The organism is Roseovarius conchicola (genome assembly GCF_041403425.1).
GTDB classification, from domain to species: domain Bacteria; phylum Pseudomonadota; class Alphaproteobacteria; order Rhodobacterales; family Rhodobacteraceae; genus Roseovarius; species Roseovarius conchicola.
The window spans coordinates 497,611-511,434 of record NZ_JBGEHK010000002.1 but is presented as its reverse complement, the minus strand read 5'-3'; the positions used below and the strand labels follow the sequence as shown (position 1 = coordinate 511,434).

14 protein-coding genes are annotated in these 13,824 nt (G+C 59.9%); 4 read left to right on the top strand and 10 right to left on the bottom strand.

The window, feature by feature from the left end; translation table 11 throughout:
* Nucleotides 1-7: 7 nt before the first annotated feature.
* From V6N02_RS08365 to crcB, 7 genes are all read right to left on the bottom strand, one after another.
* Nucleotides 8-1,309: an amino acid ABC transporter permease gene (locus tag V6N02_RS08365; RefSeq protein WP_371225076.1), complete on the bottom strand. Its 1,302-nt coding sequence runs from the start codon at nucleotides 1,307-1,309 to the stop codon at nucleotides 8-10.
* A gap of 1 nt (nucleotide 1,310) precedes the next feature.
* The gene (locus tag V6N02_RS08360) at nucleotides 1,311-2,525 is read right to left on the bottom strand and encodes an amino acid ABC transporter permease (RefSeq protein WP_371225075.1); all 1,215 of its coding nucleotides are present in this window, start codon (nucleotides 2,523-2,525) and stop codon (nucleotides 1,311-1,313) included.
* Nucleotides 2,526-2,654: 129 nt separating this feature from the next.
* Nucleotides 2,655-3,674: an amino acid ABC transporter substrate-binding protein gene (locus tag V6N02_RS08355; protein ID WP_371225074.1), complete on the bottom strand. Its 1,020-nt coding sequence runs from the start codon at nucleotides 3,672-3,674 to the stop codon at nucleotides 2,655-2,657.
* Nucleotides 3,675-3,870: 196 nt separating this feature from the next.
* Nucleotides 3,871-4,590, bottom strand: coding sequence for an ATP12 family chaperone protein (locus V6N02_RS08350; protein WP_371225073.1), 720 nt, complete (start codon nucleotides 4,588-4,590; stop codon nucleotides 3,871-3,873).
* Nucleotides 4,587-5,267: an HAD-IA family hydrolase gene (locus V6N02_RS08345; protein ID WP_371225072.1), complete on the bottom strand. Its 681-nt coding sequence runs from the start codon at nucleotides 5,265-5,267 to the stop codon at nucleotides 4,587-4,589. Before V6N02_RS08345 ends, V6N02_RS08350 begins: the two co-directional genes overlap by 4 nt.
* Entirely contained in the window at nucleotides 5,264-6,307 is a 1,044-nt protein-coding gene (locus tag V6N02_RS08340) for an RluA family pseudouridine synthase (protein ID WP_371225071.1), read from the bottom strand. The genes V6N02_RS08345 and V6N02_RS08340 overlap by 4 nt, the downstream gene beginning before the upstream one ends.
* Nucleotides 6,304-6,681 carry a fluoride efflux transporter CrcB gene (crcB, locus tag V6N02_RS08335; protein ID WP_371225070.1) on the bottom strand — a complete coding sequence of 126 codons (378 nt, stop codon included), beginning with the start codon at nucleotides 6,679-6,681 and terminating at the stop codon, nucleotides 6,304-6,306. The genes V6N02_RS08340 and crcB overlap by 4 nt, the downstream gene beginning before the upstream one ends.
* 140 nt (nucleotides 6,682-6,821) lie before the next feature.
* On the opposite strand from crcB, the gene V6N02_RS08330 reads away from it, so the two are divergent.
* From V6N02_RS08330 to V6N02_RS08315, 4 genes are all read left to right on the top strand, one after another.
* Nucleotides 6,822-8,084, top strand: coding sequence for a glycerate kinase type-2 family protein (locus V6N02_RS08330; RefSeq protein ID WP_371225069.1), 1,263 nt, complete (start codon nucleotides 6,822-6,824; stop codon nucleotides 8,082-8,084).
* A 69-nt stretch (nucleotides 8,085-8,153) separates the two neighbouring features.
* Nucleotides 8,154-8,543 (top strand): hypothetical protein, encoded by a 390-nt coding sequence (locus V6N02_RS08325; RefSeq protein WP_371225068.1) that lies wholly within the window; start codon nucleotides 8,154-8,156, stop codon nucleotides 8,541-8,543.
* A gap of 10 nt (nucleotides 8,544-8,553) precedes the next feature.
* Complete coding sequence (locus V6N02_RS08320; RefSeq protein ID WP_371225067.1) at nucleotides 8,554-9,117, top strand: hypothetical protein; 564 nt, start codon at nucleotides 8,554-8,556, stop codon at nucleotides 9,115-9,117.
* 314 nt (nucleotides 9,118-9,431) lie between these two features.
* The gene (locus tag V6N02_RS08315; RefSeq protein ID WP_371225066.1) at nucleotides 9,432-10,268 is read left to right on the top strand and encodes a prephenate dehydrogenase/arogenate dehydrogenase family protein; all 837 of its coding nucleotides are present in this window, start codon (nucleotides 9,432-9,434) and stop codon (nucleotides 10,266-10,268) included.
* Between the two features lie 142 nt (nucleotides 10,269-10,410).
* On the opposite strand, the gene V6N02_RS08310 is transcribed toward V6N02_RS08315, so the two are convergent.
* Genes V6N02_RS08310 through V6N02_RS08300 form a run of 3 tightly spaced genes read right to left on the bottom strand, consistent with a single transcriptional unit; the run spans nucleotide 10,411 to nucleotide 13,738 of the window.
* Entirely contained in the window at nucleotides 10,411-11,133 is a 723-nt protein-coding gene (locus tag V6N02_RS08310) for an alpha/beta fold hydrolase (protein WP_371225065.1), read from the bottom strand.
* The gene (locus V6N02_RS08305; RefSeq protein ID WP_371225064.1) at nucleotides 11,130-12,686 is read right to left on the bottom strand and encodes an ABC transporter permease subunit; all 1,557 of its coding nucleotides are present in this window, start codon (nucleotides 12,684-12,686) and stop codon (nucleotides 11,130-11,132) included. The genes V6N02_RS08310 and V6N02_RS08305 overlap by 4 nt, the downstream gene beginning before the upstream one ends.
* On the bottom strand, nucleotides 12,683-13,738 hold the full coding sequence (locus V6N02_RS08300; protein WP_371225063.1) for a quaternary amine ABC transporter ATP-binding protein: 1,056 nt from the start codon (nucleotides 13,736-13,738) through the stop codon (nucleotides 12,683-12,685). The genes V6N02_RS08305 and V6N02_RS08300 overlap by 4 nt, the downstream gene beginning before the upstream one ends.
* Between the last annotated feature and the right edge of the window lie 86 nt (nucleotides 13,739-13,824).

The window sequence follows — 13,824 nt, the reverse complement described above, 5'->3', positions numbered from 1 at the left end:
GGGCCTCCTATCTGTGATCGGTCTGAAGCTCGCGTTCGAGCCATTGCGAATATTGCGAGATGCCGTAGCAGACGACGAAGAAGAGCAGTGCGGCAAAGCCGAGAAGCTCCCAATAGACGCCATTCCATTCGGTACTGGCGAGAATTGGTCCGCGGATCATGCCCAAGAGGTCGAACATGGAGATCACCGACACCAGCACGGTGTCTTTAAACAGACCCACCGCGACGTTCACGATGCCCGGGATCGAGATCTTGAGCGCTTGCGGCAGGATGATCAGGCGCATCGCCTGTGGGTAATCCAGACCCAAGCTGTCACCGGCCTCGTATTGACCACGCGGCAGGGCGGCAAGGCCACCCCGGATCACCTCGGCGATATAGGCCGAGGAGAACATGGTGATCATGATGATCACCCGCAGGATCAAGTCGAAGGTGGTGCCGGGCGGCAGGAAGTAGGCCAGAACCACGTTTGCCACGAACAGCAAGGTGATCAGCGGCACACCGCGGACGAACTCGATAAAGATCACGCAGATCCACTTGATGATCGGCATCGAACTTTGACGCCCCAGTGCCAGTGCGATGCCCAGAGGCAGCGACAGTGACACACAGACCGTGCCGAGGATCATGTTGAGCATGAAGCCTCCCATGTCACGCGAAGGCACGGCCGAAAGAAGCGGCGTTTCAGGTGCCAGAAGGGCCGCGATGTAACCCCCGATCCACCACGTGACAAAGGCGGCCACGATCGACCCGAAGAAGGCCGCCGCGAAGGACCGCGCCACGAAGGTCGTCCAGACAGCATAGCCGACGAGAAAGCCGACCAACGCAAAGATCGGCGTCCAGATCGTGCCGCCCCAGATCAGCCAGAAGGCCAGGAAGGGGTAGAGGCCGGTAAAGATCAGCATCTTGCGCGGCAGGTACTTGAAGAACATGACCGGGGCTGCCGCAACGAACAGCAGCGCAAAGGCCACGGCCGGACGCCAGTATTCGCCGGTCGGGTATTTGAACCCGAACAACAGCTGGTTCCAACGTTCGGTGAGAACCGCGAAACAGCCCCCCACGGCCCCATCCAGAACCTCGCGACAGGCCCGGATTGACGGGGCGTCCCACACGCCATTCAGCAACCAGGGCAAGGCCCCGGCCAGAATGTAGTAGATCGCGATGATCGAGACGATGGTCAGGATTGAGTTGGGAACGTCCGCGAACAGGTTTTCGCGCATCCATTTGACGGCACCGCGCTCGGTAACAGGGGGTTCCTGCTCGGGCAGCATTTCGGCGCGCACGTAAGCTTCGGAACGGTGTGATGTATCTGACATATCAGCGCTCCTTCAGCTTGATGGAGTTGTTATAGACATTCATCAGCGCCGAGATTGCCAGCGAAATGGCCAGGTAGAAAGCCATCAGCAGCAGCACCGATTCAATCGCCCGGCCGGTCTGGTTCAGCGTGATGCCGCCCAGTGTGCCGGTGATGTCCATATAGCCCACCGCAATCGCCAGCGAGCTGTTCTTGGTGATGTTCAGGTATTGCGAAATCAGCGGCGGAATAATCACCCGCAGCGCCTGAGGCAGCACCACGAGGTTCATGATCCGACCCGGACGCAAGCCCAGGCTGGCGGCGGCCTCGGTCTGTCCCTTCGAGACAGCCTGAATGCCCGCGCGCACGTTCTCGGCGATGAAGGCACCGGTATAGATCGCCAAGGCAAACCAGAGCGCGATCAGCGAGCCGCGAATATTCCAGCCCCCGGTAAAGTTGAAGCCCTTCAGCTCAGGGTAATCCAGGCTGATCGGCTGACCCATGATCAAGTAGATCAGAATCGACGGCAGGAACAGGATCGCCAGTGACGGCCAGGTCCGTGGTAAAAGTTTGCCGGTCGCGTACAACAGTTTGGTAGTGTAGCGGCGATAGGCAATGACCCCGACGATTGAGGCCAGGAAGGTCAGCACCACGATCATCGAGCCGCTTTCAAAGACCGGCTTTGGGATGAACACCCCGCGATTGGTAAAGGCAAAGGCGTCAAACAGCATCGAGGCCGTCGCATTATCCCCCCGGAACGCCCTTGGTTGGGGCAGAACGGCGGTCATGATCGTGAAGATGATGATGATCCAGATCAGAACGGGCACGTTGCGGAACGCCTCGACGTAAACCGCCATCAGCTTGCGGATCAGCCAGTTGTGGCTAAGGCGCAGCACACCGGCAAAGACACCGAATATGGTGGCCGTGACGCAGGCCAGAAAGGCCACCAGCAACGTATTGAGCACCCCGACGACCGACGCGCGCCAATGCGAAGACTGGCTGTCATATTCGATCAGACGCTGGTTGATATCGTAATTCGCAGGCTCGCCCAGGAATTCATATGAGATGTTCAGGCCCTGCGCCTTGAGGTTGGCCACCAGGTTGGAGGCCAGATAGGCGATCAGGCCGATCACACAAATCAGAGCGATGAATTGGAACGTGTAGGACCGGTATCGGGTATCGTTCAACAGCATGGATAGCCGGAACGACTCCCTGGGAGGGTCGGACAATGTTGTCATCTGGGACTTCCCCGTTTGTTCAGCCCTTTGTTTTTTGCACTGCGCTTTGGCGCGCGGTGATGGGCCGATTATTCATTTATGCAGTCGTGAAAAGGGCGCGGAGTGATCCGCGCCCTTTTGCAGTTGTTCTTAGCGGAACGGCGGCGAGTAGAGCAGGCCGCCATCGGTCCACTGAGCATTCAGGCCGCGGGCCAGACCCACCGGTGTGTCTTCGCCGATGTTCTTAGCGAACAGTTCACCGTAGTTGCCACCGGCGCCGATGGCTTTGACAGCCCAGTCACCATCCAGACCCAGCATTTCGCCCAAGTTGCCTTCGGTGCCAAGCAGACGGTTGACTTCGGGGTTGCTACCCGCAGCGCTCGACATCTCGCCGATGTTGGCGCTTGTGACGCCCAGTTCTTCAGCAGAGATCAGCGCGTTCAGAGTCCAGCGCACAACGTCTGCCCACTCGTTATCGCCGTGACGGACCAGCGGGCCCAGCGGCTCTTTCGAGATGATTTCAGGCAGAATGATGTGATCGCCGGGGTTTTCGAACGCGGCGCGTGTCGCGGCCAGGCCCGACGCGTCGGTGGTGTAGGTGTCACACGCACCGGCCAGGTATTGCTGCTGGCCTTCGGCGTTGGTTTCGATCGGAACCGGTTCGTAGCTGATGTTGTTCGAGCGGAAGAAATCCGCCAGGTTCAGCTCGGTCGTGGTGCCGGTCTGGATGCAGACGGTCGCGCCGTCCAGATCCTTGGCCGAGCTCACGCCCAGTTCCTTGGGGACCAGAAAGCCTTGGCCGTCATAGTAGTTGATGCCAACGAATTCAAACTTCAGGTCCACGTCGCGGCTGAAGGTCCAGGTGGTGTTCCGGGCCAGCATGTCGATTTCGCCGGATGCCAGAGCGGTGAAGCGGGTTTTACCCGTGGTCGGCACGAATTCAACGGCCTCCGAGTCACCCAGTACGGCGGCTGCAACAGCGCGGCAAACGCCGACGTCGAAGCCATCCCATTTACCGTTCGCGTCGGGGGCTGCAAAGCCCACCAGACCGGTGGTCACGCCGCAGTTCAGTTTACCACGTGCCTTGACGTCATCCAACGTGCCAGCCGCAGCAACGCCAGCCGCAAGGCCAGCAACTGTGAGCGCACCAAAGAATACGGTTTTTTTCATTTTTACCTCTTCCTGATTGTCCGCCTGTTACAAGACGGTTTAGTCGGCCCCTTACGAGCCGGAGCGATACTTCAAAGGGGGAGTGGCCCCCTCAGTGGGCGCAAGAATGGCTAGATTCATAATAAAAGGTCAACCCCAAGGTCACGAAAAACGATGGAACTATGGGCAGTTGCCCCTGCGTAAGGCCAAGAATTGATCAATCCGACGGCCGGCTCGCAAGATCGTGAAAGGATTTGGCGTGTAAAAAGTCTGATTCTTTCTTCGCGGCCAGTTCCAGCGCCTCGTCATCATCGCCCCATTGTTCGGCCTGCCAAAGCTCGTCCACGCGGGACAATTGCCAGATCTCGGCAGCGGGTTTGTGGTCATAAAGTGCCGCAAACCCAAGAATCAGGGAACCTGACATGCCGACGAGGTCGTGAAAGGCGGTCAGCGTAAAGGCATCCATCGCATGGACACGGGCCGAAAGCCCCGCCAGCACGTCAGGCGATTGCGGCCGGTGGATGACACCCGTCACAGGGGTCAGGCGCGCCTCCAGAACCTCGGCGGCCCAATCCAGAATTGGGTCCCATGCTGCCTTTTGTCGTGCAATCAGAGAGTCGGGCCCCTCGGCGCGATAACACAGCAGGTCTGCATCACCGTAATCCGCCAGCAATTGCGCCACTTCGCCATGCTGATGCGTGACCTTGTCAATCGCGGCATTGGCCGAGCGGGTGTAGGGCATCGACAGCGGGTCAACCACCTCGCCCTGCGCATCCCATTCTTCGGCGATCCGCGCTGCAAGTGCGTGCGACGGGACGACCAGAAGTGCCTTTGCAGGTGTCTTGACCGAACGGCCATCCAGCTCGACGGTAAATCCGCCGGGGGCGTCGGCAACGCTGGCCGTTTTCCAGAACCGTTTGGCTTTCCATTCACTCATGATGCGGGCTCCCACAATGTGCTCAGCAGTGCAGGCAGGCTGAGAATATCGTCGATCACGCGGTGCGCGGCGCTGAGTTGGTCCAGGGGATGATAGCCCCAGCTGACGCCAATCGCCGCAATTCCGGCGGCACGCGCCATCTCCATATCATAGCTGGTGTCGCCCACCATTACCGCGTTTTGTGGGTCGACCCCTGTTTCCGACAGGGCCGTTTCGATCATCGACGGGTGCGGTTTCGAGGGGTGGTGATCGCTGACCTGCTGGGTGACGAAATAGCTGTGCAGGCCGTGCCCTTCCAGCAGCTTGTCCAGCCCACGGCGCGATTTGCCGGTGGCCACGCCCAGCAGTGTTTCGGGCACGGCGTGCAGTTGATCCAGCACATGCCGCACATTGGGATAAAGTGGCGAGGATTTGGCCGCCCCGCTGGCCGCGCGCAGTTTGATGTACGAGTTCTTACAACCCTGCACCATCTCGGCATAGGTGTCCGCCGGCAAGCCCGGCGCGAGGCGCGGCATGGCCACCTCAAGGGACAGCCCGACAATCCCAAGGATATCCTCACGCGAAGGCGCAGGCAGATCGACCGCGGCAAAGGCATGGCCCATCGCCGCCAGAATATCGGCCTGACTGTCCACCAGCGTGCCGTCCACGTCAAAGATCACGAGGCGCAGATCGCTCATGGCATCGCCTCGAACGGGTCATCGGCGGCCAGATCAGGGGTCCAGCCCAGCGTGTCAAACGTATGGGCGATATGGGGCGGCAGATCGGCGGTGACGGTGATGATCTTGCCGGTGGTGGGATGTTCAAAACTCATCGAACGGGCATGCAGGTGCAGTTTGTTCGAGATCACCCCGCCCAGATGCGCGCCCCAGCCATCGCCCATGTTTTCCTGACCTGATCCGCCATATTTGCCATCGCCAATAATGGGATGCCCGATCTCGGCCATATGCGCGCGCAATTGGTGCGTGCGCCCGGTGATCGGCTCCATCGCCACCCATGCGGCGCGGCTGGCCACACGGTATAGCGTGGCATAGTGCGTGATCGCGCGTTTGGCACCGGGGGTGGCATCCACATCGCGGGGATGCAGGCAGATCATCTTTTCGCCCTCGCCCTTGGCGCCATGGCCGGGTGCCTTAACGAGACCATACTTGATTTCACCAAGGAAGGGGTGCGGGACACCGGCAACGACGGCCCAGTATATCTTGCGCGTCTCACGATGGCGCATCGCCTTGGTCAGGGCCGAGGCCGCCGCGCGGGTGCGCGCCAGCAGCAAAACGCCGGATGTGTCCTTGTCGAGGCGATGCACCAGACGCGGTTTTTCCTCCAGATCAAAGCGCAGTGCCTCGGACAGACCATCCACATGGCGGCTTTGTTTCGAACCGCCCTGCACCGGCAGGCCGGGCGGTTTGTTCAGCGCGATGATGTGGTCGTCACGGTAAATGACGCAGTCTTGCATCATCCTGGCATCGGCATCCGAGATGTTCATTGTCGCTCGTTCCGGCCGCGCACCTGGATCGGGCAGCGGCGGAATGCGCACGGCTTGGCCTTCTTCCAGACGGGTCGAGGCCTTCACCCGGCCACCATCCACCCGGAGTTCACCCTTGCGACACATCTTTTCAATGCGCCCTTGCGGGACATGCGGGAAAATCCGGCGAAGCCAGCGATCCAGACGTTGACCGGAATCGCCCGCCTCGACGGTCAGGGTTTGTACACGGCTCATGCCCAGGCACTCCTTGCCAGAAAAACGCCCAGGATCAGCGCGCCAATCGACAGGATGACCGATAGCGCAACATAGAGCGCCGCCTGGCCAATCTCGCCCTTTTCATAAAGCGCAAATGTCTCAAGTGAAAACGCCGAGAAGGTGGTGAAGCCACCCAGCACACCCGCCATCACAAAGGGGCTGAGATGTTCAAGATCGCGGTGCAGCGCATAAACGACAAAGACGCCCATCAGGAACGAGCCGACCACATTGACGCCGAGCACGCCCAAGGGAAACCCGGCCCCGGTCAAGCGCAACAGCGCCAACCCGGTTCCAAAGCGCAGCATCGCGCCTATGGCCCCGCCAAGGCCCACCTGAAGAAACGTCATGATCATGCGGGCGTCTGTTGCGCGCCGCCCTTGCTTTGTCAAGCGGGACGCCCCGGCGCATTCCATTAGCGGGATGACGCGATTGCGCTTTTGCCCGTGCCGATCCGCGTCTAAGCTTGATCAACGTGATATCCGGAGCCAGCTTTATGCCAGACGCCAATACCTTTCTGAGAGCCCTGTTTGATCGCGCCGTCGAGGTGGCCGATCCGATGCGCAGCCTTGCCGCCGCCCTGCCCGAAAAACCGGCGGGTCGGTTGGTTGTGATCGGCGCGGGCAAGGCCAGCGCGCGGATGGCCGAGGCGGTCGAGGCGGTTTATGGCCCCTGTGATGGTCTGGTGATCACGCGCTATGGCTATGACCGCCCGTGTCAGGGCATCGAGATTGTCGAGGCGGCGCACCCCGTGCCCGACGCCGCCGGTCAGGCCGCCACGGCGCGGATGCTGGATCTGGTCGAGAGGCTGGGCGAGGATGACATGGTTCTCGCGCTGATCTCGGGCGGGGCCTCGGCCCTGCTGGTCCAGCCTGCGGGCGATATCAGCCTGCTGGAGAAACAGGACGTCAACGCGGCGCTGCTGTCATCAGGCGCGCCGATCGGGCAGATGAACACCTTGCGCAAGCACCTGAGCCGCGTGAAAGGCGGGCAACTGGCCGCAGCGGCCTATCCGGCGAAGATGCTGGCCCTGATGATTTCGGATGTGCCCGGCGATGATCCGGCGATGATCGGATCAGGCCCCACTGTTGGCGACGCCAGCACCCCCGCCGAGGCACGCGCCATTCTGGATCAGTACGGGATCGCGGCCCCGCCATCTGTTCGCGCCGTTCTGAATGGCCCCCGCCACGTGATCGAGCCGGAGGATGAGCGGCTCTCAAAGGTTGAAAACGTGATCTATGCCGCCCCCTCTCAATCGCTGGCCGCTGCCGCCGAGATGGTCGAGGCCGAGGGCATGTCACCCCGGATGCTGGGGGACGCTCTGGAAGGCGAGGCGCGCGAGATTGGCGCGATGCAGGCTGCCATGGCGCGCGAGGTCCAAAACGGGATGCAGCCTGGTGATGCGCCCGTGGTGCTTTTGTCAGGTGGCGAGTTGACCGTGACACGCACCGGTGACGGCATCGGCGGGCCGAATGCGGAATATGCGCTGGCGCTGGCGCTGGCCCTGAAGGGGGCACCGGGCATTCACGCGATTGCCTGTGACACGGATGGCGTGGACGGGGCTGCCGAAGTGGCCGGTGCGGTGATTGGGCCGGACACGCTGGACAATGCGCGTGCCCTGGGGGTCGATCCCGATGCCGCGCTGATCCGCAACGACGCCCATGGATTCTTCGACACGCTGGGTGATCAGGTGATCACCGGGCCGACCCTGACCAACGTCAATGATTTCCGCGCGATCCTGATCCAGCCCCCAGCGTAATCAAGCAGATGTGAATGGCCGGGCGCATGGCACTCTGACAGGGTTAAGCAAAGTCGAGGGAGACCTGCCATGAACCGTCGTATGTTCCTGACTGCCGTTTGCGCCGCCGGCCTTGGCCTGCCTGCCCTGGCCGAAGACTGGCCCGTGGGCACGGTACAACTGACTGCCGCACAGATCGAAACCTTGCTGAGCGGCAACACCACCGTCGGCGCGTGGTCGGGCACAGGGTATCGCCAGTATTTCGCCGATAACGGCCTGACGATCTATCTTGCCGCGGGATCGCCCCCGGATCAGGGCAAGTGGCGGGTGAATACCGGAACAAATCAGTATGAAAGCTGGTGGCGCAACGCGGATTGGGCGGGCTACACCATCGTGATGACCAATGGCGGATATGCCTGGGTCAACGGAGACACGCTTGAGACGTTCGAGATCGTTGAAGGCCGCCAGTTGGGTGACTAGAGCGTTTCACATGATCCGGCACATGGTGCTTGTCGTCGGGTTGACCCTACTGGCAAACGCTGCATCAGCGGTCGTGATTGACGGCCATGTCGAGCAGCAAAGCGGCAATGGGCAGTTTGTCAAACTGGACCCGGCAGACCAGTTCTCGGTTGGAGCTGATACGTTCGACGATGACAATCTCTATGCCTTTGACGAGGATCAGAACATCGCGTTGCGCGAGCCGATCCGTGTCGATATCGGCGGGGGCGAGGACGGAGTGATCGCACAGGGTACCGTGGTGGCCAGCCATTACGTGTTTTTCGACAGCCTCGACAGTATCCAGTTCGGTTATGTCTATTTCGACGCGCCGATCCTGGGCGTTGCCGCCTTTGAGGATACCATGGCGGCCACCGATTTTCTGGCCAATACCTCGGTCAATTACATCAGCATAGAATTGCGCGGGCTGGAACCGGGCGATTATGTCTGGATCGACAAGGATGATCCTCACCGGCTTTGGGTCTATTGGGCCGGATCGTCGCCGGGGGACTATGTCCGGGTGTTCACCGAGAAATCCGACGCGGCCCTGATGATGTGACAGCCGGTCCAGGCGCGCCTTGATACAGCAAAGGATAAGGCAGACGCTATGCCATCGTGTCGGCCAGGTTGCCATCTTCCCTGAACGCAGCCATCTGGCACTTGACAGAAAAGCGCTGCTCAGAGCTCAAAGTGCATGATGCTGCGCGGCAGCTGATGTTCGCTTTGCGGCAATCGTTGACTTTACTCTCTTGGGTGCTTTACGTCTGATCACATGATGAAATCATGTTCCCGATCTCAGGACTATTATCCTCAGCTTCGATAGCTGCGGGTCATTCATCATTGGTTTTCCGCTGCCCCCTGACAGCGGTCAACATGAAAACGACCTTATGCCGGGCGGCAAATTCGAAGGTCGAGAAATTGAACAACAACAGTAGAAATCAACACACGTCACTAGGCATCGTGGGATTTGGTGCTTTCGGACAACTTGCCGCCCTTCATCTAGGTAAGCACTTCAAAGTATCGGCGTATGATCCATCACCGGGCCTTGCCAAGGTCGCCCAGCAACTCGGGGTGTCTCTCTCATCGTTGCATTCAGTGTCGCGGGCTGATGTGATCCTTATCGCGGCACCAGTGTCGTCCTTTGAGCAGGTTGTCGGCGAGATTGCTTGTGCTTGTAAACCTGGCGCGCTGATTGTCGATGTTGGTTCGGTCAAAGTCATTCCGTCCGAAATCATGCGGCGGCTGCTACCCGACCATGTGGACATCGTGGCAACTCACCCCTTGTTCGGTCCTCAGAGTGCCGCGACAGGTATTGAGGGTCTAAAGATTGCGGTCTGCCCCATTCGGGGAAGGCGATATGGGCGGCTTGCTGCGTTTTTACGCAAGGCCCTGGGTCTGACTGTCATAATGACGACACCAGACGATCACGACCAAGAAGCGGCAGTTGTCCAAGGACTCACGCACCTCATCGCAAAAGTGCTACTAAGAATGGGGCCGCTGCCAACGCGTATGACAACGAAGAGCTTTGACTTGCTATCCGAGGCGATTTCCATGGTTCAGCATGATGCGCCAGAAGTTTTCGAAGCGATTGAGAAGGCCAATCCCCACGCCGAGGCCGTGCGACGACGGTTTTTCGATTTAGCGGCCATTTTGAGTGCCGAACTGGAGGCAGCCTCTACGACAACGGCACGCAACGAAAGCGGACATTGATGGAGCAACCCGCAAGGTCCGCTCCGTCCCGCAAAGCAGACCTTGGATCAGACATGCTTGCCGGAGTGTCCTGAACGGTCGTGAGTCGGCCACCCGTGACGAGTCAAGCCGGGGGGTTCTGTTGTGCGACTGAGCGGTCGGTTCACCCGCTCAGGAAATCGTCCAGAATGCTGTTGAACAGCTTTGGTTTTTCAAGGTGAGCGGCATGCGCGCATTTCGGCATGACGGCAAGGCTGGCGCCTGAGATCGAGCGCCACAATTGCTCGGTCTGGTTCCAGGGATACGTACGGTCACGGTCGCCCCAGATCAGCAATGTCTGGGTCTGGATCTCGGGCAAGTGCGAGACCCCGCTCCAGCCCTGCATGGCGTCCAGACCGGCATGAATGGCTTGCAGACCGCTGCGCTCGGCAATGGCGGCACACCCTTCATAGGCTGTTGCCGCCTCGTGTTTCAGAAACCAGGTGGCCGCGATCCTGCGGGCCGTGGCGCGCGCGCCTTCGTCGTTGGCGCGTTGTTTTGACACGCCGATGGGTTCAAACCGGCCGGGCAAAATCCCGGTGGCCCCGGTGCCATAAAGCACCAGACGGTCGACGCGATCCGGTGCCTGGGCCACCATCTCCTGCGCGATCATCCCGCCCATCGAGTGGCCAAGCAGATGAAACCGTTCGACACCCCGTGCGCTCAGGTCATCCAGCACCCATTGGGCAAACCCCGCAATGCTGCCGGGTGCTTCAAGATGTGCGTTCTCGCCAAATCCCGGCAGATCCGGCGTGATGACCTCAAAGTCATCGCCAAGGACCGCGCATTGATCCTGCCACTGCTGGCTGCCGCCCATGAACCCATGGACAAAAACAAGCGATGTCATTTTCTGGCACCCTGCACGATGCGATCCAGGATCATCGCGCAGAACAGGATCGAGAAGCCTGCCAGGATACCCTGCCCCACATTGGCGTATTGCAGGGCTTCCAGCACGTCTTCACCAAGACCCTTCGCCCCGATCAGCGAAGCCACCACCACCATGGCCAGTGACAACATGATCGTCTGGTTGATCCCGGCCCGGATCGACGGCGCCGCCAGGGGCAGGTCGACCTTGGTCAGCAGGTACCACTTGTTCGCGCCAAAGCTGATCGCCGCTTCGCGCACGCTTTCGGGCACCCCGCGCAGGCCAAGCACCGTCAGACGCACCACCGGCGTGCCGCCAAAGATCATCGTCACTACAACGGCGGCCGGTTTGCCGACACCGAAGAAGGCGATGACCGGGACCATGAAAACGAAGGCCGGCATGGTCTGCATGAAATCCATGATCGGCTGAATGAAGGCATAGAACCTGGGCCGTCGTGCCGCGAACATGCCCAAGGGAATACCAATCACGATGGACAGACACGCCGCCGTGCCCAGCAGGGCCAGCGTGGTCATGGCCGCCTCCCAGAACCCCAGCAGGCCCATATAGGCCAGAAAGGCGCTCGAATAGATCGCGGTGCGGATGCCCGCTGTCAGCCAGGTCAACAGAACGATCAGGCTTGCGATCACGATCCAAGGGGTTTGAACCAGAATGACCTCAAGCGCATCCAAAAGAGCGCGGATGCCAATTGTCAGCCCGTCAAAGAAGACTTCGCTGTTACGAACGCACCATGCGATGAAGTCTTCCACCCAGGTGATGCCGGTCAGGCGAATGTTGGGATCCGTTGGAAAATGGCTCAGCAATGAGAACCGTCCCGGAAACGAGTAATGCATCATCGCAGCGGTCACGATCAGCACCATGAAAATCGCACTGAAGACGATCTCTTGAATCGGCAAGGCCGAACGAACCGATCGGTCAGACAACCAGTCCGAGAACCGCGCTTCAAGCGCCCAATTGGCCACGATGGCCTGTATAGCCTTGACGATCAGCAAGATGGCCAGACCGGTGAGGGCAATACTTGGCCCCTCTGAGGCCATCGCCTCGGCTTCGGCGCGGATGCCGCCGATATTTTCTTCAAGGGATTCCACTGTTCGGCGATAGACATCGATCTTGTCGGAATTGGCTTCAATCGCGGCTTCCAGTTGCCTGCGGCGCAGCTCGAGCGTGCCCTCGATGGACGCGATCCGCTCCATCGCATCAGCGGCCAGATCGCCGAAAAGCCCCCGGGCCATCTGAACAAAGGCCAGTGTTTCAATGATCAAGAAAGGCAGTGCCCAGGTCCACAACCCCCGTGCACCAAACCAGACCGGGCCGAAAATCCCGGCCATTAGGTTGAAGGTGGGCGTGAAGCGGGACGAGGCCCCGATCTTGTCGAAATTGGCGATGTAGTAGTCGGGGCTGGTACGGACGAAAGCGCGAATATTCTCGCGCCGTTCCTCGGCATAGGCCAGCGCCGCTTCGCTTTCGGTGTCTTCCAGCGGGTTTACACCATGGGGGTTCACGTCGGATGTGCTCATGATACTTCCGTCCCTTCAATCACCGTGCGCAGCAGATCGGCCCGCGTGATCACGCCCACATCGACGCCGCCATCCTCGACCAGGATGGCACTGGGGTTGTCGATGGCCAGGTTGATCATCGTACTTAGATTTTCGCTCTCGTTCACGCGTGGGGCGTCGGCGGGTAACGGGCCATGGGCTGCAACATGTTGGGGGATCGGTTGCATAACCGCATGGGCCCGCACCACCTTGAGGCGCGATATTCCAGCAACGAAATCGGCCACATAGTCATCGGCAGGGTGCATGACGATGTCCTCGGCAGTGCCAATTTGCACCACCTTACCGTCGCGCATGATGGCGATGCGGTTGCCGATACGTACCGCCTCGTCCAGGTCGTGAGTGATGAAGATAGTCGTCTTTTTCAGGATTTTACTGAGCCTGATAAACTCATCCTGCAATTGGCGCCGGATCAGGGGATCAAGCGCAGAAAATGGTTCGTCCATAAGAAGGACGTCGGGGTTGGCGGCCAAGGCGCGGGCGAGGCCGACGCGTTGTTGCATGCCACCGGACAACTCGTGCGCGAATTTCGAGCCCCACGCGCCCAGTTCAACAATGTCCAGAATGGCAGCGGCCTGCCGCATGCGTTCATTCTTGCTGACCTGCCGGATCTCCAGCGGCATCGCCACGTTGTCCAGAACCGAACGGTGCGGCATCAGAGCGAAGTTCTGGAACACCATGCCGATCTTGTTGTTGCGAAACTGTTGAAGCTCTTGCGGGCCCAACGCCATCACGTCGGTGCCTTCGATCTCGATCTTCCCGTCGGTGGGTTCCAGTAACCTGTTGAAATGGCGCACCAAAGTGGACTTACCACTACCTGACAGGCCCATGATGCAGAAGATTTCACCGCGGTTTACCGACAGGCTGACGTCAGCCACGCCGACAACGCAGTTATATTCGGCCAGCACATCGGCCTTGCTCAACCCTTTGTCGCGGATCGCCTGCAGGGCAATCTCGGGCTTTGCGCCGAAGATCTTCCAGACATTCGAGATTTCAATAACGGTATCGTCGCCCATGTGTCCCCCCGAAGGTCGCTGTGTGGGTTGTGCCGTTCCAAGGTGGCACCGGCAGTTTTGGTGCCACCTTGAATGTCGTTACAGGA